We start from the raw sequence: 20,256 nt of genomic DNA on the forward strand, positions 1-20,256 counted from the left end.
ACCGGCCAGCACCATCACGGCGCCGGAGCCGCGACCGCCGACGACCGCCATCCCGCGCTGGGTGCGACGCGCCCGCACGGCCAGGTATTCGACGATTCGGTCCTTGACGTCTTCCAGCCCGTGGTGATCGGCGTCCAGAATCTCGCGCGCGGCCTTCAGGTCGGTCGAATCCTCCGTCCGGGTGTTCCACGGCAGGTCCAGGACGGTGTCCAGCCAGGTGCGGATCCAGCCGCCCTCCGGGCTCTGTTCGCTGGAGCGTTCCAGCTTGCCGACCTCGCGCAGCGCGGCCTCGCGCACCTTCTCGGGCAGCTCGGCCGCGTCGACGCGGGCCCGGTAGTCATCCGAACCGTCAGGTTCGCCCTCGCCCAGTTCCTTGCGGATGGCGGCCAGCTGTTGGCGCAGCAGGAACTCCTTCTGCGTCTTCTCCATGCCCTCGCGCACGTCCTCGGCGATCTTGTCGCTCACCTCGACTTCGGCGAGGTGCTCGCTGGTCCAATCGATCAGCACGCGCAGCCGCTCGGCGACCTCGACGGTCTCCAGCAGCTGCCGCTTCTGGGCGTTGGTCAGGTAGGAGGCGTACCCGGAGGTGTCCGCCAGCGCCGACGGATCGGTCAGCCTGTTGACGTAATCGATGATCTCCCAGGCTTCTCGGCGTTGCAGCATAGCCAGCAGCAGCTTCTTGTACTCCGCCGTCAGCGCCTTGATTTCGTCGGTCGTCTCGATCTCGGGGACCTCGGTCACCTCGACCCACAACGCCGCACCGGGTCCGGACGCTCCCGCCCCTATCTGGGCCCTGCGCTCACCGCGCACCACCGCGGCGGTGCCGCCGCCGGCGATGCGTCCGACCTGCAAGATTTTCGCGACCACGCCGTGCGACGGATACCGGTCCTCGAGCCGGGGGGCAATCAGGAGCTGCCCCGATTCGCTCGCCGAAGCGGCGTCGATCGCCGCACGGGCGGCGTCGTCCAGCGCTATCGGCACCACCATTCCGGGCAACACGATGGTGTCAGTGACAAACAGCACCGGCACCGACTTGGCTTCAGCCATCAAATCCTCCAAAAGTTGAGTCTGATGCGCTTAACCCCACCGCGCGGCGGTTTGTTCCCGCTGCGATCGCGGCGAACGCAGCGAGATTGCGGAGAGGGTCGTGGTCGGCGCCCGATTCACCGCCCTAGCAGCAATCTCGGCGCCGGCGAGGCGGCCGTCCCAGCAGCGTTACGCTGGCGGCGAAACGGGACCCAACCGCTTGAGCTGCGTGACGTGCTCGGGCGACAGCTCTTCCAGACAGGTGACGCCGAGCAGCGCCATGGTCCTCAGGATGCCGCTCGCCAGGATGTCGATCGCGCGGCTCACGCCCGCCTCGCCGCCGGCCATCAGGCCAAACAGGTAGGCCCGCCCGACCAGCGTGCAGCGGGCCCCCAGTGCGATAGCGGCGACGATGTCGGCGCCCGACATGATGCCGGTGTCCACCAAAACCTCGGTGTCTTTCCCAAGCTCGCGGGCGACAATGGGCAGCAGGTGAAAGGGCACGGGGGCCCGGTCCAGTTGGCGCCCACCATGATTGGACAACACCAGGCCGTCGACGCCGCGGTCGACGACGGCGCGCGCATCCTCGAGTGTCTGAATTCCCTTCACGACGAGCTTGCCGGGCCATTGCGCCTTGATCCATTCCAGGTCATCGAAGGTGAGGCTCGGGTCGAACATGGTGCTCAGGTACTCGGAGACGGTGCCCGGCCAGCGATCCAACGAGGCGAATGCCAGCGGCTCGGTGGTCAGCAGATCGAACCACCATTTAGGGTGCGGCACCGCGTCGAGCACGGTGCGCAGCGTCAGCGTGGGTGGGATCGTCATGCCATTGCGGTTATCCCGCAGCCGGACACCGGAGACGGGAACGTCGACGGTGGCCAGCAGGGTGTCGAATCCCGCGGCGGCAGCGCGCTGCACCAGCGCCATCGACCGCTCGCGGTCGCGCCACATATAGAGCTGGAACCACTTTCGGCCCTGGGGAACGGCGGTGACGAGATCTTCGATCGCGCAGGTGCCCAGCGTGGACAGCGAGAACGGGATCCCCGCCCGCGCCGCCGCTTGCGCGCCGGCGATCTCGCCCTCGGTGTGCATCAATCGGGTGAAACCGGTGGGCGCGATCCCGAAGGGCAACACCACCGGCTGGCCCAGCACGTCCCAGCCGGCAGTGACATTGCTGACGTCGCGCAGGATTGTCGGATGAAATTCGATGTCGCGGAACGCTTGTCGCGCACGTTCGATGGACAGCTCGTTTTCGGCGGCGCCGTCGGTGTAGTCGAACGCCGCCTTGGGAGTGCGGCGTTTGGCGATGGCTCGCAGATCCTCGATGGTGTAGGCGGCGTCGAGGCGGCGCCTCGTCGCGTTGAACCGGGGCCGCTTGAATTGCAACAGCGGTGCCAGGTCTCGCACTTTGGGCACTCGTCGTTGGACTGCCATATGTGCAACCGTAGTCATATGGAATCGGCAGGCGACCCCTTCGATCTCAAACGTTTTGTCGACGCACAGGCACCGGTGTACGGCGATGTCATCGACGAGCTACGCGCCGGGCGAAAACGCAGTCACTGGATGTGGTTCGTCTTTCCGCAGCTGCGCGGGCTGGGCGGCAGTGCCATGGCGGCCCGTTTCGGCATCGCCTCGCGCGACGAAGCCGGCGCATACCTGCGCCATGAGCTATTGGGCCCACGGTTGCACGAGTGCTCCCGGCTGGTCTCCGGGGTACAGGGGCGATCGATCGGGCAGATTTTCGGCTCGCCGGACGACCTCAAACTGTGCTCGTCGATGACGCTGTTCGCCCACGCCACCGAGGATAATCAGGACTTCATCGCGGTGCTCGACAAGTATTACGACGGCCACGAAGACCGGCTGACGTTGGAACGTCTGACGAATTCCTGAGGGGGCGACCCGCTTCGCCCGGCTACGCCGTGCTCGCGATCGCCCCTAGGCCGGGCTTAGGATCCGCCACCCCCGGGCCTCGACCGCGACGGTGTCGACGACCTCCTGCGGCGGGGCTGCCGATCCGCCGACCACCTGCGCGCGGGCCGTGCCCAGCTCCGGTAGCGAGATTCGCAACGGTTCGTCGTCGAGATTGAGCACCACCAGCAGTGCATCGTCGCCGTTGCGCGTCTCGTACACGTAGTGCCGGTTTTTCAGCAGCCGTGCGGTGGTGGATGCCGCGTGCAGCCAGGGGTAGCGGCGCCGCAACCCGACCAGATATTGGTGCAGCCGCCAGGTCTCGACGCCGAAGTCATCCAGTTGCAGTGGGGGAAAGCCGAACTCGGGTCGTACTGCGTCGTCGCCGCCGTACCGTTCTTCCTTCACTCCCTGAAACCCGAGTTCGTCGCCGGCGTACACACTGGGCACCCCGCCGATGGTCAGCAACAGCACCAGCGCGTGGGCCACGTGTTCGGGGGTCTCCAGGCGGCTGGCGATGCGGGTGACGTCGTGGTTGCCGATGAACGTCAGCGGCGAGAAGGCGGTCAAAAAGTCATTGTGCCGCTGCAGCGCCCAATCGAGTTCGAAGAAGTTGCCGTCGTTGAGGCTGCTCCAGATCGCTTTCCACAGCTCGTATTGCGTGGCCGAGTCGAAGGCGGCGGCCTGCACGTCCGCGGCGTAGTCACCGTGAATGAGTTCGCCGACGAACCAGGCGTCCGGGTAGCGCTCACGCACTCTCGGTAGGGTCGAGGCCCAGAACTGTTGTGGCACGGCGTAAGCGGCATCGAGACGCCAAGCGTCGGCACCGCGCCCCAACCAGTGCGCCATCACGTCGACGGTGTAGTCGGCGACTTCGGGGTTGTCGTGGTTGAGGGTGATCAGCCCGGAGTGGCCTTCGAAGGTGTGGAAACGACCGGGCCGTCCGCGAAACCACCGTGCGGACCCGTCGTCATCGGCCGCCTGGCGGTAGCGTGCGAAATCCTCCCCGACGTGATTGAACACCCCGTCGAGAAGTACCCGCAGTCCGCGGTGATGCGCCTCGGCGACCAGGTGGTCGAAGTCGGCGTCATCACCCAGCCGCGGATCGATGCGGTAGTGGTCGGTGGTGTCGTAACCGTGTGTGCGCGAGGCGAAGATGGGCCCCAGTGCAATGCCCGATGCTCCGAGTTCGATGGCATGATCCAACCAGTCGACGAGCCGCCGCAACCGGTGTTCCTCCGGCGGCGGCGGCTCGTTTGACTGCGTTGTGGGGAATGCTCCCACGAACCCCAGGGGGTAGACCTGCCACCAGATCGCGTGCTGGACCCAGGCGGGTTTGGTCACGGCACTGGTCACGATGGCGCGATCAGCCGACGGCTGCCAGCGTCTGGGCGGCGATGATCGCTTGTGCCACACCGGAAATGATCGCCGCGGCCTTCAATGCCTCCTGGATGGTTTCCCGGCTGACACCGGCTTCGCGCAGCGTGTGCTCGTGAGCGGCCACGCAATCCGGGCATCCGTTGATCGACGACACCGCGAAGGACCACAGCTCGAAGTTCGCCTTCTCCACGCCGGGGTTGGCGATGATGTTCATCCGCAACCCCGCGCGCAGATCGTCGTACTTGCCGTCCAAAAAACCCCGGCCACGGTAGAACACATTGTTCATGCCCATGATCGATGCGGCTCCCAGCGCCGCGTTGTAAGCCTCGGCGGACAGGATGTCGGCCGCCTCGGCCCCAATCTCCGTGAGCACCTGCGTGTTCCGGGTCGCTGCGGCGCTGGCCAGCAGCGTGCCCCACAGCTGCTCTTCGTTGAGCTCGGTCGTGCGTGTGATCGAGCCCAGGTTGAGCTTGAGGTCCTTGGCGTACTCCGGCAGCACTTCTTTCAGGTTTTCGACGCTCATCTCGCCTCCTAATTCGACCTTATGCGATCAAGTGAGAATCAGGCGGACTGCTTGAGCAGCTCGGTGGCGTCCAGCGTCGGGTCACCCTTGCGCCAGTTGCAGGCGCACAGCTCGTCGGACTGCAGTGCGTCCAGGACACGCAGCACTTCTTCGACGTTGCGGCCCACGGAACCCGCGGTGACCGAAACGAACTGGATCTCGTTGTTCGGGTCGACCAGGAAGGTCGCCCGGTCGGCCACGCCGTCGGCGTTGAGCACACCGGTGCCCAGGCTCAGCTCCCGCTTGATGTCCGAGAGCATCGGGAAGGGCAGCTTCTTCAGGTCGTCGTGCTGTGCACGCCAGTTGAAGTGCACGAACTCGCTGTCGATCGAAACGCCGAGCACCTGCGCGTCGCGGTCTTCGAATTCGTCGTTGAGCTTGCCGAACGCGGCAATCTCGGTCGGGCACACGAAGGTGAAGTCCTTCGGCCAGAAGAACACCACGCGCCACTTGCCGGCGTGGTCCTCGTTGGTGATCGTGGTGAAGTAGTCCCCAGGCTGCCTGGCGTCGACCTTGGACAGATCGCCCGCGATCAGCGCAGTGAGCTCGTAGGCGGGGAACTGGTCGCCGATGGTCAGCAGAGGCATATCGCTCCTTGTCTGGAATTATTCAAGATTAGCTTTCCTTCACCATGTTGCCGCGTACCCTAGTTGAAGTAAAGGTGATATTTCCCACTAGGTTTATAGGTATGCCCGATAAGAGTTATCAACCCACGATCGCCGGTCTACGCGCATTCGTCACGGTCGCCGAGAAACGGCAATTCAGCAGTGCAGCAACCGCTCTCGGCTTAAGTCAGTCGACGCTGTCGCAGGCGCTGGCGGCGCTGGAAGCCGGGTTGGGCACCCAGCTGGTGGAGCGCTCTACCCGGCGTGTCTTCTTGACAACGGAGGGCAGGCAGCTGCTGTCGCGCGCACAGGCCGTCGTCGAGGCGGCGGACGCGTTCAGCGCCGCGGCCGCGGGTTCGTCGGACCCGCTGCGCGCCGGCATGCGGCTGGGCCTGATACCCACGGTGGCGCCCTATGTGCTGCCGACGGTGCTGGCCGGCGTTGCCGAACAGCTGCCGGAGCTGACGCTGCGGGTGACCGAAGACCAGACCGAACGGCTGTTGGCGGTATTGCGGGAGGGCGCGTTGGACGCGGCCCTGATCGCCCTGCCCGCCGAGGGCGCCGGCCTCACCGCGATCCCGATCTATGACGAGGATTTCGTACTCGCCCTGCCTCCGGGCCATCCGCTGGCAGGCAAGCGCCGGGTGTCCACGACCGCCCTGGCCGACCTGCCGCTGCTGTTGCTGGATGAGGGGCACTGCCTGCGCGATCAAGCACTCGACGTCTGCCACAAAGCGGGTGTGCGAGCGGAGCTGGCCAATACCCGGGCGGCGTCGCTGGCGACCGCGGTGCAATGTGTGACCGGCGGGCTGGGCGTGACGCTCATCCCCCAGAGCGCGGTGCCGGTCGAGGCGTCCCGAAGCCGCCTGGGCCTCGCGCAGTTCGCCGCGCCCCGCCCTGGCCGGCGGATCGGTTTGGTTTTCCGCTCGTCGAGCGGGCGCGACGAGCCCTACCGCCAGCTGGCCGGGCTCATCGGCACATTGGTCAGCCGCCACCACCAGGTACGGCTGGTGAAGTAGCCGGGCACCGACTGTAAGTTCTGCGTATGGAGAAGGTCATCGCTGTGCTGATGCGTGCCGAGCCCGATGACGCCTGGTGCGCCCGGCAACGAGGTCACGTCGCCGACGCGCTGCTGCAACTGGGCGTCGCCGGGCTGCAGATGAACGTTCGTGACAGTGCCGTGCGTGACTCGCTGATGACACTGACAACCTTGGACCCGCCAGTGGTCGCGGTGGTGAGCATGTGGACCCAACAGTGCTACGGCGACCAAACCACCGCGGCACTCAAATTCCTCGCCCAGGAATGTGAGCAGCTGGCCGCTTACCTGGTGACCGAATCGGTCCCACTGAGCGCTCCTCCTTCCGAATCTGGTGCTCGCACAACGGGTTTAGCTAACATCGCACTGCTGCGCCGTCCTGATGGCATGGACCAGGCAACCTGGCTGAACCGTTGGCAACGTGACCACACGTCGGTAGCCATTGAAACGCAGTCGACGTTCGGTTACACCCAGAATTGGGTGGTGCGGGCGCTTACCCCGGATGCACCGGGAATCGCGGGCATCGTCGAGGAGTTGTTCCCGCCGGAGGCCATCACTGACCTCAAGGCGTTCTTCGGAGCCGCCGATGACAACGACCTACAGGACCGGTTGGGCCGAATGGTCGCCAGCACAACTGCATTCGGTGCCAACGAGAACATCGACACCGTGCCGACGAGCCGCTACGTATTCGAAACACCGTTCCGGGATTGAGGACCGCTCATGACAACACTCGACGACGCAGTCGCGTTGGCCAAGGGAGAAAGCGGTCTGGCGGTGATCTCCACCGTTCGCGCTGACGGGACCGTGCAGGCTTCGCTGGTCAACGTGGGCCTGCTGGCGCACCCTTCGAATGGCGAACAAGTCCTCGGCTTCACCACCTACGGCAGGGTCAAGCTGGCCAACCTGCGCACCCGGCCGCAGCTGGCGGTGACTTTCCGCAACGGATGGCAGTGGGCAACCGTCGAGGGCCGCGCCGAACTGGTGGGCCCTGCCGATGCGCAGCCCTGGCTGACGGACGCAGATCAGTTGCGGTTGCTGCTGCGCGAGGTGTTCACCGCCGCGGGCGGCACCCACGACAACTGGGACGAGTACGACCGGGTGATGTCTTCGGAGGGGCGCGCCGTGGCGCTGATCGCCCCAACCCGCGTCTACAGCAACGGCTAACCTCGTTAGGCTGCTGGCGTGACGCTGCAGATCGATGACGAGAAACGGGTGCGCACCCTCACGCTGAACCGGCCCGACGCGCTCAACGCGTTCAACGAAGCCCTCTACGACGCCACGGCCGAGGCGCTGCTCGCCGCCGCCGAGGATCCCGAGGTCGCCGTCGTGCTGTTGACCGGCGCGGGGCGTGGCTTCAGCGCCGGCACCGACCTGGCCGAGATGCAGGCTCGCATCACCGACCCCGGCTTCGCCCCGGGTAAGCACGGCTTCATCGGACTGATCAATGCACTCCGCGCGTTTCCCAAGCCACTGATCTGCGCGGTGAACGGCGTGGGCGTCGGGATCGGTGCCACCATCCTCGGCTACGCCGACCTGGCATTCATGTCGTCGACCGCCCGTCTGAAGTGCCCGTTCACCAGCCTGGGCGTGGCGCCAGAAGCGGCTTCGTCATATCTGTTGCCCCAGCTGGTGGGGCGGCAGAACGCGGCCTGGCTGTTGATGTCGTCGGAATGGATTGGCGCCGACGAGGCTTTGCGCATGGGACTCGTCTGGCGCGTCTGCGAACCCGACGAGCTGTTGGCGCAGGCCCGTCAGCACGCCGAAATTCTTGCGTCCCGGCCGATTTCGAGCCTGATGGCCGTCAAGCACACGATGATGGAACCTGTCCGCCCGGAGATCGTGGCGGCCACCGCCCGGGAAAACGCGCACTTCGCCGAACTCATGGGTGCGCAAGCCAACGCGGCGGCCCTGGCCGACTTCAACAAACGCTGACGCGGTAGCTAAACCGACTGAGCCGTTTCCAATTTGGCCGAGCCGGCGAGGATGGCACGCAGGGTGCGCCGACAGCGGCCGCAGTCACCGCCGGCCCCACATGCGGCGGCGATCTCTTTGGAGGTCGATGCGCCCCGTGCAACGACGTCGCACACGGTCTGGTTGGTCGCACCAACACAGAGGCACACGTACATCAGCGCACCTCCTGCACGTCCGCGTTCTCTTCGTCGATCGGTCGAGCGTCTGCGATTCGTCCTCGACTCCGGCGTTCGAGTCATCGGGCACCATAGCGATGAAGCCGAATGCGCATGGCCGCTTATTAGCAGAGTCTAACCTAAGTTCCTTAGCGCAGTCTAACCTAACCAAGGGGTGACTTACTTCACTCGGGACGTCACTGAGTGCAGCCAAACCTTGCTGGAACATTCCAGGCGGGCGTGGCAAAGTGCTGCTACGGCCCAGGTTCGTGCGCTCCAGCCCAGCGCACCCACCGCGGCCACACAGGACAGCCGGCCACACCGTAGGAGTGCCAATGCAAGGGGATTCGGAAGTTTTGCGCCTGCTCAATGAGCAGTTGACCAGCGAGCTCACCGCGATCAACCAATACTTCCTGCACTCCAAGATGCAGGACAACTGGGGTTTCACCGAGTTAGCTGAGCACACCCGGGCCGAGTCTTTCGACGAGATGCGACACGCCGAGGCGATCACCGACCGCATCCTGTTGCTCGATGGGTTGCCGAACTATCAGCGCCTCTTCTCGCTGCGCATCGGCCAGACGCTGCGCGAGCAGTTCGAGGCCGACCTGGCCATCGAATACGAGGTAATGGACCGGCTCAAGCCGGCGATCATCCTGTGCCGGGAGAAGCAGGACTCCACCACCGCCAACCTGTTCGAGGACATCGTGGCCGACGAGGAGAAGCACATCGACTACCTCGAAACCCAGCTCGAGTTGATGGACAAGCTGGGCGTGGAGCTGTACTCGGCGCAGTGCGTGTCGCGGCCGCCCAGCTGACTCTCGGGCGCCGCCCTACGGGGGTTTTGGTTGCCACCGGTTGACCGTGGGCACTCATTACCATCGAACGCCTTAGGGGAAGGCAGGCATGACGAGGGCGACACCAGCAGCGGCTCCGGCCGGCCACGCTTCGGATTCGCAACCCGGCAATGTCGCAGTCGACCCGCAGCGACGCAATTTCATCTTCGTGGCAGTCCTGCTCGGCATGCTGATGGCCGCACTGGACCAGACGATCGTGGCGACCGCATTGCCAACCATCGTCGCCAATCTCGGTGGCGCAGGCCATCAATCGTGGGTGGTGACCAGCTACCTCCTCGCCTCGACCATCATCACCGCCCTCGTCGGCAAGTTCGGTGACCTGTTCGGCCGCAAGCGCGTGTTCCAGGCGGCCGTCGTGTTCTTTGTCGCCGGATCCGTGCTGTGCGGGCTCTCGAGTTCGATGGGCATGCTGGTCGCGTCGCGCGCTCTGCAGGGCATCGGTGGCGGCGGGCTCATGGTTACCGCCATGGCCCTGATCGGCGAGGTGATCCCGCTGCGGGAGCGCGGCCGCTACCAAGGGGCGATGGGAGCGGTGTTCGGCGTCACCACCGTGATCGGTCCCTTGCTCGGCGGCTACTTCACCGACCACTTCACCTGGCGGTGGGCGTTCTGGATCAACGTGCCGATCTCGGTCGTGGTCTTCTTCGTGGCGGCCGCCGCCATCCCGGCGCTGACCGACCGCACCAAACCGGTCATCGACTACACCGGGATCCTGTTCGTCGGGCTGGGCGCCGCCGGCCTGACACTGGCCACCAGTTGGGGCGGGACCACCTACCCGTGGGGATCGCCCACGATCATCGGCTTGTACGTCGGCTCGGTGATCGCGTTGTGCATCTTCGCATGGGCGGAAAGCCGCGCCGCCGCGCCGATCCTGCCGATCCGGCTCTTCCGGAGTTCGGTGTTCACCGTCTGCTGTGTGCTGTCTTTCGTGGTCGGGTTCGCGATGCTGGGCGCCCTGACGTTCCTGCCGACGTACATGCAATTCGTCGACGGTGTGTCGGCCACCACGTCGGGCCTGCGCACGTTGCCGATGGTGCTCGGGATGCTGACGACCTCGATGGGCAGTGGTGTCATCGTCGGCCGCACAGGCAGATACAAAGTCTTCCCCGTCGCCGGCACCGCCGTCATGGCGGTGGCATTCTTTCTGATGTCGCGAATGGACCCGTCGACATCCGCTTTCGTCCAATCGGTGTTCCTCGTCATCCTTGGCGCCGGGATCGGGATGTGCATGCAGACCCTGGTCCTGATCGTGCAGAACACCTCGAGCTTCGACGACCTGGGCGTCGCGACCTCCGGCGTCACCTTCTTCCGCACGATCGGCAGCTCGTTCGGAGCCGCCATCTTCGGTTCGCTGTTCACTAACTTTCTGCACAGCCGGATCGGCCCGGCGATGGTGGCCAGCCGCGCGCCGGCCGCGGCGGCCGCGTCGCCGGAGGCGTTGCACCGGCTGCCACCCCAGGCGGCCGCCCCGATCGTCGCCGCCTACGCCGAGTCGCTCACCCACGTGTTCCTCTGGGCGGTTCCGGTCGCGCTGGTGGGGTTCGTGGTTGCACTGTTCCTGCGCGAGGTCCCGCTCCGGGAAATGCACGACAGCACAATCGATCTCGGCGACGCGTTCGGCATGCCCAACACCGAGACACCGGACCAGATGCTGGAGAACGCCATCGCGCGGATGCTGCGTGGCGAGACCGGCATGCGGCTGCGCAGCATTGCGATGCGACCGGATTGCCGGCTCGACGTCGCCGGTCTGTGGGGAGTCCTGCGGATCAATCGCTACACACAGATGTACGGAACCGCCCGGCTCACCGACATGGCCGACTACCTACGGGTACCGTTCGAGGTTCTCGAACCCACCTTCGCGCACCTGGTGTCCGCCGGTTACGCCCAGCGCGAGGGCGAACAGATCTGGCTCACGCCGGCCGGGGGACAACAAGTCGGCTACGTGCACTGGCTGCTGCTGGCGTGGCTCGTCGACAAGCTCGCCCGGTCACCGAGCTTCGAGGGCCGCCCGGACCGCCGCGCGGTGGAAGCAGCCCTGGATCGCGTCGCCTATCGCGTTCTGGCGCAACGTGATTGGCACGACGAGCAACCAACCATAGCCATCCCGTCGGCCGCTCGCTAACCGGTGCCGAAACCCATTCGCCGACATCCCCACTCCGGGCTCTGACGCGGGCGTACCATCACGCCATGAGCCGAATCGGAACATTTGCTGACGACGACGTCTACAGCTGGGCCACGAAATCCCCTGACCTCGGGGGCGCGATCGCCCGCTTCAGCCAGGCGGTCTACACCAAGAACCGGCTGCCGATCCGGACCCGCGAACTGGCGCGTGCGGTGATCGCCCACCACAACGAATGCATCGTTTGCCTCAACACCCGCGATGCCGACGGGCCCGCCGCCGGTGTCGACGAGCAGTTGTACTACCACGCGACGGAGTGGCGCACCTGGCCGGGCTACAGCGAAGAGGAGCGCCTGGCCGCGGAATTCGCGCACCGGTTCGCCACCAAGCACACCAATTTGCGCGACGACGAGGACTTCTGGGACCGGTGCAGCGAGCACTTCTCGGAGGAGCTGCTTGCCGACCTCGCGCTGTCTTGTGCGCTGTGGCTCGGCATGGGGCGGATGCTGCGGACGCTGGATATCGGCCAGGCCTGCATGCTTACCTTGCCCAGCCGCGCATAGTCACCTGACGTTCGCGGGCACAAACGGCGCGACCCCCTTGTTGCGACACGTACGCAACGACGGGCATGGAGGGTGAAGCCGTGAAGATTCGGTTTGGCGTCGGACTCGGTGCGGATACCGCCCCTGATCAGCTGGCCGCCATCGTCGATCACCTCGAGGCCGGCGGGGTGGACTCGCTGTGGTTTTCCGAGCTGGTGTATTCCCCAGCGGTCGATCCGGTGGTCGGCATGGCGTATGCACTCGCGCGGACGACCCGGTTGAAGGTGGGCACGTCGGTGGCCGTGCTGCCCGGGCGGCATCCGGTGCTGGTGGCGAAGCAGTTGGCGTCCCTGGCGGCCGTCGCGCCGAAGCGGGTGCTTCCCGTTTTTGGCCTGCGCTCGGCCATACCGGCCGAACGCGCGGTCTTCGTGGTACCTGACGGCGAGCGCGCGGCGGTGTTCGACGAGTCGCTGCGGCTGCTGCGTGCGGCACTGGTCGAGGAGTCGGCGACGTTCACCGGCCGGTATTTCAGCGTCACCGATGTGGCCGTCGCCCCGAGACCGACACCGCCGCTGGACATCTGGGTCGGCGGTTCGGCGCCCGCGGCGTTTCGACGCATCGGCGCGCTGGGCGACGGCTGGCTGGGCAGCTTCCTCATCCCGGCGGAGGCCCGGGCAGGGCGCGAAGCGATCGAGCGGGCGGCCGCACAGGCCGGGCGCAGTATCGAGCCCGACCACTTCGGCATCTCGTTAGCCGTTGCAGAAGACAGAGAATTGCCCGCGGAATTGGCCGCGGCGGTACGACGGCGCCGCCCGGACCGTGACCCCGGCGAACTGGTTGCCGCCGGGTGGGATCAGTTGCACCGGCAACTCGACGCCTACATCGAGGCGGGATTGACGAAATTCGTCATCCGCCCGGTGGGTAAAGCGCCAGTGGATGGCTTCCTGGATCGGTTCGTCACCGAACTCGTCGGCCGGCAGAACTGAACGGTACGGGTGACGCCGTTTGCCGTACCGGAGTGGTTCGAGGTTGGGAGAATGGCTGCCATGACCGGCACACCGCTTGCCGCCGCGGCCATTGCCCAGCTGGAGGCCGAGGGCGTCGACACGGTGATCGGCACTGTGGTGAATCCCGCCGGGCTGACCCTGGCCAAGACTGTTCCGATCCGGCGAACGAACACGTTCGCGGATCCTGGGCTGGGGGCCAGCCCGTCGTGGCACGCGTTCGCCATCGATCAGACCGGCATCGCCTTCACCGCCGAGGTGGGCGTGGTGGGGGATCAACGTCTTCGTATCGACTTGTCCGCGTTACGCATCGTCGGTGACGGTCTGGCCTGGGCGCCCGCCGCATTTTTCGAACAGGACGGCACACCGGTTCCCACCTGCAGCCGGGGAACGCTGCGGCGGATCGAGGCCGCACTCACCGAAGCCGGCATCGAGGCCGCGATCGGGCACGAGATCGAATTCCTATTGGTCGGCCCGGACGGCGACCGGCTGCCGTCGACCTTGTGGGCGCAGTACGGCCTGGCCGGCGTGCTGGAGCACGAGGCGTTCATGCGGGACGTGATCGGATCGGCGACGGGAGCCGGCATTTCGATCGAACAGTTTCACCCAGAGTACGGCGCCAACCAGTTCGAGATTTCACTCTCACCGCAGCCCCCGGTTGCCGCCGCCGATCAGCTGATACTGATGCGGCTCATCATCGGCCGCGCGGCCCGCCGCCACGGGCTGCGCATCAGCCTGTCACCAGCACCCTTCGCTGACGGCGTTGGTTCCGGTGCGCACCAACACTTTTCGCTGACATTGTCCGAAGGCCCGGTGTTCTCAGACGGCCCCGAATCGCGGGGAATGACGGCGACGGGGGAGAGCGCGATAGCGGGCGTCGTTCGCGGCCTGCCGGAGGCCCAGGGCGTGCTGTGCGGGTCGATCGTCTCCGGCTTGCGGATGCGGCCCGGCAACTGGGCCGGTGCCTATGCATGCTGGGGCACCGAAAATCGCGAGGCTGCAGTGCGATTCGTCACCGGCGGACCGGGAAGTCCGCGCGGCGGCAACGTCGAGGTGAAAATCGTAGACCCATCGGCGAACCCGTACCTGGCATCGGCGGCCATCCTCGGCCTGGCTCTGGACGGAATCAAGTGCCAATCGGCGTTACCGCCCGAGATCACAATCGACCCGGCCGTTCTGTCCGATTCCGACCGTGAGCGCGACGGTATCGTGCGCTTGCCCGATTCGCAGGCCGAAGCGATTGCGGCGCTTGATGGTTCGGAGGCGCTGCGCCGCATCCTCGGCGATCCGGCGGTCGACATGGTGGTCGCGGTTCGCCGCCTCGAGCAGGAGCGCTACGGCGACCTCGCACCCGAGCAGCTGGCGGACAAGTTCCGCATGGCCTGGAGTCTGTGACGGCGCCGGTTATGGTCTGCGACACTCCCGCGCTTGCCCAACACATCGGTGAAGTGGCGCTGATCGATCAGCATGTCCACGGCTGCTGGCTGGCGCCCGGAGACCGGCAGCGATTCGAGAACGCACTCAACGAGGCCAGCATCGAGCCCATTAGGTATTCGGGTTTCGACTCACAACTCGGGTTCGCGGTGCGAGCTCATTGCGCCCCTGTTCTGGGGTTGTCCAAACACTGTGACCCGCAGTCTTATTGGGAGCGTCGCAGCCAATTCAGCGAGGAGGAACTGGCCCGCCTGTTCTTACCGGTCGCCGGTGTAAGCGACTGGCTGGTGGACACCGGAATCGGAAGCGGTGGAGTCGCCGGGGTGACCGACGTGGCTGGGCTGTCCGGAAATCACGCGCACGAGATCGTTCGTCTCGAGGAGGTAGCCGAGCAGGCAGCGCAAGCGCCGGGTGATTATGCGACGACCTTCGAGGAGATCCTGCGTCGGCGTACGGCAAGCGCGGTCGGCACCAAATCGATTCTGGCCTACCGTGGCGGATTCGACGGCGATCTGAGTGAGCCGTCAACGACGGAGGTCGCCCAGGCAGCCAGCCGGTGGCGCGAACGCGGCGGTAGCCGGTTGCAGGACCGGGTCTTGCTGCGGTTCGGCTTGCACCAGGCGCTGCGGCTGGGCAAGCCGCTGCAATTCCATGTCGGATTCGGCGACCGTGATTGCGATCTGATCAAGGCCAATCCGCTTCTCCTGATGGACTTTCTGCGACGGGCGGCAGACATCCCGGTCGTACTGCTGCACTGCTATCCATACGAGCGTGAGGCAGGCTATCTGGCGCAGGCGTTTGACAACGTCTATCTCGACGGGGGATTGAGCGTGAACCACCTGGGGGCGCGGGCGCCCGCCTTCCTCGCGCGACTGCTGGAGATGGCGCCCTTTTCCAAGATCCTCTACTCGTCGGACGGATTCGGCCCAGCGGAACTGCATTTCCTCGGTGCGGTTTTGTGGCGCAGGGGTATTGATCGCGTGCTGCACGAATTTGTGGACCGCGGTGATTGGAGCGAGGCCGACGCCATCCGGGTGGTCGATCTGATCGCCCGAGAGAACGCCACGCGCATCTACCGCGTTTGACCCCCGGTGACGCCGGGGTATACCTCGGGTCATGGCGACCGCGAAGGGCGTGCTGGATTGGGCCCGCGACAAGGTCGTGTCGTGGGTGCCCAAGGCCGACTTCGACCAGCGGGATCCGGATTACATCCGCGACCAACTGCCGGGAACCTGGTTGCTGGCGTCGTTCTATTTCAGGGCGGACGTGCGCAACCTGGACCGCATTCCGGCCGAGGGGCCGGTACTGCTGGTGGGCAACCACAGCGGCGGCAACGTGCCGCCCGATACCTTCGTGTTCACGCTCGCCTTCTGTTCCTACTTCGGCGTCGAGCGGCCCTTCTATCAGTTGGCCCATAACCTCGTCGTCTCCGCGCCGCCGCTGGGCTGGTTGCGCAAATTCGGCACCGTCGCTGCCAACCCCGAGAATGCCCGCCTCGCACTGGATTCCGGCGCAGCGCTGTTGGTCTATCCCGGGGGTGACTACGAGGTATTCCGGCCCTCGTGGGAACGGCACAAGGTGGACTTCGGCGGGCGCATGGGCTACGTCAAGCTGGCCCGCGAGGCCGGGGTGCCGATCGTCCCCGTCGCCAGCATCGGTGGGCAAGAAAGCGCGTTTTTCCTCAACCGCGGGCAGTGGCTGGCCAAGTTGCTGATGGCCGACAAGCTACTCCGGCTCAAGAGCGTCCCCATATCGCTGGCGCTGCCCTGGGGCCTCAACATCAGCGACCTGGCGGGCCACCTTCCGTTGCCAACCAAGATCGTGATCGAGGTTCAAGACCCAATCGAGGTCGACGGCGACGATCAAGCGGTGCACGACAAGGTGATGGCCTCCCTGCAAGGGGGCGTCGACCGGCTGGCCGCCGAACGACGGTTCCCGGTGATCGGCTGATGCGCGTCGAACGCTGTTGTGTGATTAAGGCCGACCGTGCCGCCGTGTGGAAAATCGTCAGCGAGCCGGACTGTTACCCGTCGTTCATGACGAACCTGGAGCGATGGGAGTCGTCGAACGACAAGCCACCCGGCGTCGGTGCGCGCTACACCGTCCACTGGAAGATCGGCTCCGTACCCGTAGGCGGGGTGATCGAGGTGGTCGAGTTCGACGACGGCCGCGACCTCGCCTGGGTGGGTATCACCGGCGTTACGCTGCGCGGGCGGATGCGGTTGCGCGATGCGGGTGACGGCTGCACAAAGGTGACGTTCCGGCTGTCGTATCAGGCGCCCGGGGGAATACTCGGGTACATCGCCGACCGGATCGCCGTGCGCCAGGTGGGACGCACGCTCGCGGAAACGTTGAAACGCCTTCGGAAGCTGGCCGAGTCGTAGCGTAACGACGCGGTACACCGCCGCGGGCGGCAGACGGTCGGCGTTGACCAGACAGGTGTTAGTTCAGACCAGCGCTGAAGCGTCGAAGACCCAGCTCACATCGCCTGAAGCCAAGCCCTCGAAGTGGTTCGGGGGAGCGAAGGCAACCAGGCTGTTCATGTCCCAATAGTCTTTCCAGACAGTCACTTTGCCGTCGACGACTTTGTGGACCGTCACGAATCGCAGCACACCCTGTTCGCCAGTAGCGAATGTCCATGTCTCGGAGTGCTCGTAGAGCACGTCGGAGCCGTTGGACACCAGCACGCCGGTGTGGTTCTCGTAGCCGGCCAACTGCTCGAGACCCATCCTGAGTCGTTTGACGATGTCCTCCGGACCACGGGCCGCCAAAGCCGGGACGGGCATGTCGACATAGAGGCAGTCGTCGGACAGGAAGGTCTTGATCGCCTCCCAATCTCGCCGCGAAAGGGCCTGCCACAGCCCACGTACGACATCGTCGACCGCGATCATAGATACCTCTGTCATAGCGGCCAATAAACTCTGTCGCCGCCCCGGTGTCAACTGGTTGGGTCATACTCGCGCACGTGGGACCCTACTGACGAGGCCGAGGTTCACGCGGCGTGAAGCCTTAACCGTCCACCGCGGCCATCGAACGGGCCGGCCCCAGGTTCACGGGCAACGACGACCATCCCCGCAATACGCGCGTTTCGCGCCTGCTTCCGGCGCCCGCCGCGCGGACCTCGGGGAATCGGTCGATAAATGTTCGCAATCCGACTTGGCCCTCGGCACGGGCAAGGGCCGCACCCAGGCAGAAGTGCCGGCCTCCGGAGAAGGCGAGATGCCTTCCGGCGTTTTCTCTTTCGATGTCGAAGCGATGCGGGTCGGGAAACACGGCCGGATCCCGGTTGGCGGCGGCCAGATATACCAGCACCAGGTCGCCCCGTTGTAACCGCCGGCCGGCTATCTCGACGTCGTTGAGCGCGATCCGCGCGGTCAGCTGCACCGGCGATTCCAGCCGCAGGATCTCTTCGACCGCGTTGGGCCACAGTTCGGGACGCCGTCGCAGGGTGTCGAGGTGCTGGGGCGCGTCCAACAGCATGCGAATCCCGTTGCCGAGTAGATTCACTGTGGTCTCGAATCCGGCGGCCAACACCAGTCCGGCGATCGCCTGCAGCTCTTTCTCGTTGAGATATGTTTCCGCAGAGCCACTTTCGGCGGTCTGAATCAACTGGCTCATCAAATTGTCGCTGGGGTCCAGGCGCAACTGCTGCAAGTGCTCGTCGAGCCAGGAGCTGAAGCCGGCGATCCCTTCCTGCACGCTGCGGTACTGCCGCCAAGGCAATCCGATGTCAAGGCTCGGCGCGGCCAGTTCACCGAATTCCAGGACGCGCGGCCGCTCCGACTCGGGCACGCCGAGGATCTCGCTGATGATCGAGACCGGAAGTTGCGAGCAGTACCGCCCGACGATGTCCACCACACCCGACTCGCCGGCAAGTCGATCCAACAGCTCGGCGGCGGTCTGCTCTACGCGATCTCGCAGCGCGGCAACCGCCCTCGGCGTGAACACCGCCGACACCGTCTTGCGGTAGCGAGTGTGGTCGGGTGGCTCGACGGCCAGTAGCGACGGTGCACGCAATGGATGTAGGAGGTCGTCCCGCGTGCGGCGCTCCAGCCATCGCAACGGCGCCGGCAAGTTCGATCCGAAGATCAGCACCCGGAAATCATCGGACCGTAGCAGCTCATGGGCGAGTGCGTGATCGGCCGTCAGGTAGGCGACGCGGCCCTTCACCAGCTTGCCCCGGGCGCGGACTTCGTCGTAGTACCGCACCGGGTCGGCGGCCACCGCCGGATCGGCGATCAGTCTGGCCTGGACGTCGCCCCGCCGAGCCCCGAGCGATGCGGCGCCCCGGATGAAGCCATGCATCGCGAACCAGTGCAATCGCTCCTTCACTGGCCCTCCCTCGCTCAGGTGTGGCTTCGAGCCTAGGCCCCGACCACCTCGAGAGTCAGCACTGCGCGACGATTTTGAAGTCGGTGGTCACCACTTTGTTGGGGTTGCTGCTCTTGATGCCATACGCGCTGCCAGTGATGGTGTACGCGTCGTTGGCGAGATCAACGTGCGCGTCTCCCACCCCCCCTCGCCAGAAGCTGCCGGTGAAGCCATCGACGTTGCGGATCTTCACCCACTGCGGCATGGCCCGGTAACCGCTGAGCAGCACCACCGCTTCGACCCCGCCATCGTGGTCGGGGATGTCGATGGTCCGATACATCTGGTCTTGTCGGCATGCTGGGGGACGGGTCGTGTGGGTCGCGCCGTCGATGGTCAGACGGGCGGCTCGGCGGGGCGTCGTCTGCGGCGAGCCGCACCCCGCGGCGCTGACGACGACAGCCGCCAGGACCGAAGCGACTGTGAGCAACCGAATGTGCATCAGCCGACCTCCTTACTGCCGCTTCGGCACAAGCGCCGGTAGGGACTTGACGATGCTGCGTCGCACGAATTCCGGACTCAGACCCTTGAACAAGTCAATCAAGCGAATGCTCTTCGGGACATACCAATGCAACCGCTTCTGATTGTGGTAGGCCTGCCACGCCGTCTCGGCCACGCTGCTTGCCGGCATCAACCGGAACATGCCCTTCTTGGGTGCGGTGGCCCGCAGTTGCTCAGCCGTCATGGGCGCGCCGCCGTCGTCGGAGTGGTTGGTCGTCGTGGTGAGGATGGCGGTGTCGATCAGACCTGGCAGCACGTCGGCGACGCGCACCCCGTGTCGCTGCCACTCCACACTCAGCGCCTCGGTCAGACCCTTGACCGCGTGCTTGGTGGACGAATAGACCGCCAGGCGGGGCATGCCATACGTCCCCGAGGACGACGACGTCGAGAACATCAGACTGCCGGGAGTCTTCTTGAGGTACGGCAGCGAGGCGTATGCGCCGGTCAGTACCGCTTTGAAGTTGACGTCGACGACGCGCATCGCTGCGTCATAGGGTACGTCTTCGAACCAGCCGGATTCGCCGATCCCGGCGTTGTTCCACATCATGTCGAGTCCGCCGTCGCGGTTGCCGGCGCAGAAATCGGCCAGGGCGCCGTCGAGGGCCGCCTTGTCCGTCACATCGACGGCCCGGAGCCACAGTCGATCGCCACCCAGTTCTTCGTTCAGCGTCGCCAGGCCGGCATCGTTGCGGTCAACCGCGCCAACGCGCCACCCCTTGCCGTGGAACAGCTTTGCGCCCTCGCGACCCATGCCGCTGCCCGCGCCGGTGATGAAGACCGATTTCACGAAT

At 65.6% G+C, this 20,256-nt stretch carries 23 protein-coding genes; 13 read left to right on the top strand and 10 right to left on the bottom strand.

The genetic code is table 11. The features are described from left to right. The coding region (locus tag VFW69_RS12305; protein WP_526501579.1) for an LON peptidase substrate-binding domain-containing protein at positions 1 to 1,047 on the bottom strand (1,047 nt) is incomplete at its 3' end. Between the two features lie 168 nt (positions 1,048 to 1,215). Beyond that, a complete protein-coding gene (locus VFW69_RS12310) occupies positions 1,216 to 2,460 on the bottom strand; it encodes an alpha-hydroxy acid oxidase (protein ID WP_526501582.1) in 1,245 nt (414 codons plus the stop codon). 18 nt (positions 2,461 to 2,478) lie between these two features. On the opposite strand from VFW69_RS12310, the gene VFW69_RS12315 reads away from it, so the two are divergent. Then, complete coding sequence (locus VFW69_RS12315) at positions 2,479 to 2,916, top strand: DUF1810 domain-containing protein (RefSeq protein ID WP_526501584.1); 438 nt, start codon at positions 2,479 to 2,481, stop codon at positions 2,914 to 2,916. A 45-nt stretch (positions 2,917 to 2,961) separates the two neighbouring features. Here the strand turns inward: VFW69_RS12315 and VFW69_RS12320 are convergent, their stop codons facing one another. The 3 genes from VFW69_RS12320 to VFW69_RS12330 are packed head-to-tail and all read right to left on the bottom strand — an operon-like array spanning position 2,962 to position 5,463. Continuing rightward, entirely contained in the window at positions 2,962 to 4,290 is a 1,329-nt protein-coding gene (locus tag VFW69_RS12320; protein ID WP_526501586.1) for an alpha-amylase family protein, read from the bottom strand. Positions 4,291 to 4,300: 10 nt separating this feature from the next. Further along, complete coding sequence (locus VFW69_RS12325; protein ID WP_526501588.1) at positions 4,301 to 4,837, bottom strand: alkyl hydroperoxide reductase; 537 nt, start codon at positions 4,835 to 4,837, stop codon at positions 4,301 to 4,303. Positions 4,838 to 4,875: 38 nt separating this feature from the next. Further along, on the bottom strand, positions 4,876 to 5,463 hold the full coding sequence (locus VFW69_RS12330) for a peroxiredoxin (protein WP_526501590.1): 588 nt from the start codon (positions 5,461 to 5,463) through the stop codon (positions 4,876 to 4,878). Between the two features lie 101 nt (positions 5,464 to 5,564). Here VFW69_RS12330 and VFW69_RS12335 point away from each other — a divergent pair, with 101 nt between their 5' ends. The 4 genes from VFW69_RS12335 to VFW69_RS12350 are packed head-to-tail and all read left to right on the top strand — an operon-like array spanning position 5,565 to position 8,449. After that, positions 5,565 to 6,500, top strand: a complete 936-nt coding sequence (locus VFW69_RS12335) for a LysR substrate-binding domain-containing protein (RefSeq protein WP_526501592.1) — start codon at positions 5,565 to 5,567, stop codon at positions 6,498 to 6,500. Between the two features lie 26 nt (positions 6,501 to 6,526). Next, a complete protein-coding gene (locus VFW69_RS12340) occupies positions 6,527 to 7,228 on the top strand; it encodes an EthD domain-containing protein (protein WP_526501594.1) in 702 nt (233 codons plus the stop codon). 9 nt (positions 7,229 to 7,237) lie between these two features. Next, positions 7,238 to 7,681, top strand: a complete 444-nt coding sequence (locus VFW69_RS12345) for a PPOX class F420-dependent oxidoreductase (RefSeq protein ID WP_526501596.1) — start codon at positions 7,238 to 7,240, stop codon at positions 7,679 to 7,681. 18 nt (positions 7,682 to 7,699) lie between these two features. Continuing rightward, positions 7,700 to 8,449, top strand: a complete 750-nt coding sequence (locus VFW69_RS12350; RefSeq protein ID WP_526501598.1) for an enoyl-CoA hydratase/isomerase family protein — start codon at positions 7,700 to 7,702, stop codon at positions 8,447 to 8,449. A gap of 8 nt (positions 8,450 to 8,457) precedes the next feature. Here the strand turns inward: VFW69_RS12350 and VFW69_RS12355 are convergent, their stop codons facing one another. Next, entirely contained in the window at positions 8,458 to 8,643 is a 186-nt protein-coding gene (locus VFW69_RS12355) for a (2Fe-2S)-binding protein (protein ID WP_526501600.1), read from the bottom strand. Between the two features lie 335 nt (positions 8,644 to 8,978). On the opposite strand from VFW69_RS12355, the gene bfr reads away from it, so the two are divergent. From bfr to VFW69_RS12395, 8 genes are all read left to right on the top strand, one after another. Continuing rightward, positions 8,979 to 9,458: a bacterioferritin gene (gene bfr, locus VFW69_RS12360; protein ID WP_526501602.1), complete on the top strand. Its 480-nt coding sequence runs from the start codon at positions 8,979 to 8,981 to the stop codon at positions 9,456 to 9,458. An 88-nt stretch (positions 9,459 to 9,546) separates the two neighbouring features. Continuing rightward, entirely contained in the window at positions 9,547 to 11,619 is a 2,073-nt protein-coding gene (locus VFW69_RS12365; RefSeq protein WP_526501604.1) for an MDR family MFS transporter, read from the top strand. A gap of 65 nt (positions 11,620 to 11,684) precedes the next feature. Further along, a complete protein-coding gene (locus VFW69_RS12370; protein WP_526501606.1) occupies positions 11,685 to 12,179 on the top strand; it encodes a carboxymuconolactone decarboxylase family protein in 495 nt (164 codons plus the stop codon). An 80-nt stretch (positions 12,180 to 12,259) separates the two neighbouring features. Further along, on the top strand, positions 12,260 to 13,144 hold the full coding sequence (locus tag VFW69_RS12375; RefSeq protein ID WP_526501608.1) for a TIGR03854 family LLM class F420-dependent oxidoreductase: 885 nt from the start codon (positions 12,260 to 12,262) through the stop codon (positions 13,142 to 13,144). A gap of 60 nt (positions 13,145 to 13,204) precedes the next feature. Then, entirely contained in the window at positions 13,205 to 14,557 is a 1,353-nt protein-coding gene (locus VFW69_RS12380; RefSeq protein ID WP_526501643.1) for a type I glutamate--ammonia ligase, read from the top strand. A gap of 11 nt (positions 14,558 to 14,568) precedes the next feature. Continuing rightward, positions 14,569 to 15,681, top strand: a complete 1,113-nt coding sequence (locus VFW69_RS12385; protein WP_526501645.1) for an amidohydrolase family protein — start codon at positions 14,569 to 14,571, stop codon at positions 15,679 to 15,681. Between the two features lie 31 nt (positions 15,682 to 15,712). Beyond that, positions 15,713 to 16,546 (top strand): lysophospholipid acyltransferase family protein, encoded by an 834-nt coding sequence (locus VFW69_RS12390; protein WP_526501610.1) that lies wholly within the window; start codon positions 15,713 to 15,715, stop codon positions 16,544 to 16,546. Continuing rightward, positions 16,546 to 16,980, top strand: coding sequence for an SRPBCC family protein (locus VFW69_RS12395; protein WP_526501612.1), 435 nt, complete (start codon positions 16,546 to 16,548; stop codon positions 16,978 to 16,980). Before VFW69_RS12390 ends, VFW69_RS12395 begins: the two co-directional genes overlap by 1 nt. A gap of 63 nt (positions 16,981 to 17,043) precedes the next feature. Here VFW69_RS12395 and VFW69_RS12400 read toward each other — a convergent pair whose 3' ends face one another. The 4 genes from VFW69_RS12400 to VFW69_RS12415 form a co-directional block, all read right to left on the bottom strand. Then, the gene (locus VFW69_RS12400; protein ID WP_526501647.1) at positions 17,044 to 17,487 is read right to left on the bottom strand and encodes a nuclear transport factor 2 family protein; all 444 of its coding nucleotides are present in this window, start codon (positions 17,485 to 17,487) and stop codon (positions 17,044 to 17,046) included. Positions 17,488 to 17,605: 118 nt separating this feature from the next. Next, positions 17,606 to 18,928 (bottom strand): cytochrome P450, encoded by a 1,323-nt coding sequence (locus VFW69_RS12405; RefSeq protein WP_526501614.1) that lies wholly within the window; start codon positions 18,926 to 18,928, stop codon positions 17,606 to 17,608. A 55-nt stretch (positions 18,929 to 18,983) separates the two neighbouring features. Next, on the bottom strand, positions 18,984 to 19,406 hold the full coding sequence (locus tag VFW69_RS12410) for a lipoprotein LpqH (RefSeq protein ID WP_526501616.1): 423 nt from the start codon (positions 19,404 to 19,406) through the stop codon (positions 18,984 to 18,986). A 12-nt stretch (positions 19,407 to 19,418) separates the two neighbouring features. Further along, positions 19,419 to 20,252 carry an SDR family oxidoreductase gene (locus tag VFW69_RS12415; RefSeq protein WP_526501618.1) on the bottom strand — a complete coding sequence of 278 codons (834 nt, stop codon included), beginning with the start codon at positions 20,250 to 20,252 and terminating at the stop codon, positions 19,419 to 19,421. Between the last annotated feature and the right edge of the window lie 4 nt (positions 20,253 to 20,256).

The organism is Mycobacterium sp. (genome assembly GCF_036273375.1).
Lineage (GTDB): Bacteria > Actinomycetota > Actinomycetes > Mycobacteriales > Mycobacteriaceae > Mycobacterium.

Coding starts and splice junctions, on each gene's coding strand:
- VFW69_RS12310 (WP_526501582.1), bottom strand. CDS start 2,460: ATGGCAGTCCAACGACGAGTGCCCAAAGTGCGAGACCTGGCACCGCTG.
- VFW69_RS12315 (WP_526501584.1), top strand. CDS start 2,479: ATGGAATCGGCAGGCGACCCCTTCGATCTCAAACGTTTTGTCGACGCA.
- VFW69_RS12325 (WP_526501588.1), bottom strand. CDS start 4,837: ATGAGCGTCGAAAACCTGAAAGAAGTGCTGCCGGAGTACGCCAAGGAC.
- VFW69_RS12330 (WP_526501590.1), bottom strand. CDS start 5,463: ATGCCTCTGCTGACCATCGGCGACCAGTTCCCCGCCTACGAGCTCACT.
- VFW69_RS12335 (WP_526501592.1), top strand. CDS start 5,565: ATGCCCGATAAGAGTTATCAACCCACGATCGCCGGTCTACGCGCATTC.
- VFW69_RS12340 (WP_526501594.1), top strand. CDS start 6,527: ATGGAGAAGGTCATCGCTGTGCTGATGCGTGCCGAGCCCGATGACGCC.
- VFW69_RS12345 (WP_526501596.1), top strand. CDS start 7,238: ATGACAACACTCGACGACGCAGTCGCGTTGGCCAAGGGAGAAAGCGGT.
- VFW69_RS12355 (WP_526501600.1), bottom strand. CDS start 8,643: ATGTACGTGTGCCTCTGTGTTGGTGCGACCAACCAGACCGTGTGCGAC.
- bfr (WP_526501602.1), top strand. CDS start 8,979: ATGCAAGGGGATTCGGAAGTTTTGCGCCTGCTCAATGAGCAGTTGACC.
- VFW69_RS12365 (WP_526501604.1), top strand. CDS start 9,547: ATGACGAGGGCGACACCAGCAGCGGCTCCGGCCGGCCACGCTTCGGAT.
- VFW69_RS12370 (WP_526501606.1), top strand. CDS start 11,685: ATGAGCCGAATCGGAACATTTGCTGACGACGACGTCTACAGCTGGGCC.
- VFW69_RS12380 (WP_526501643.1), top strand. CDS start 13,205: ATGACCGGCACACCGCTTGCCGCCGCGGCCATTGCCCAGCTGGAGGCC.
- VFW69_RS12385 (WP_526501645.1), top strand. CDS start 14,569: ATGGTCTGCGACACTCCCGCGCTTGCCCAACACATCGGTGAAGTGGCG.
- VFW69_RS12390 (WP_526501610.1), top strand. CDS start 15,713: ATGGCGACCGCGAAGGGCGTGCTGGATTGGGCCCGCGACAAGGTCGTG.
- VFW69_RS12395 (WP_526501612.1), top strand. CDS start 16,546: ATGCGCGTCGAACGCTGTTGTGTGATTAAGGCCGACCGTGCCGCCGTG.
- VFW69_RS12400 (WP_526501647.1), bottom strand. CDS start 17,487: ATGATCGCGGTCGACGATGTCGTACGTGGGCTGTGGCAGGCCCTTTCG.
- VFW69_RS12410 (WP_526501616.1), bottom strand. CDS start 19,406: ATGCACATTCGGTTGCTCACAGTCGCTTCGGTCCTGGCGGCTGTCGTC.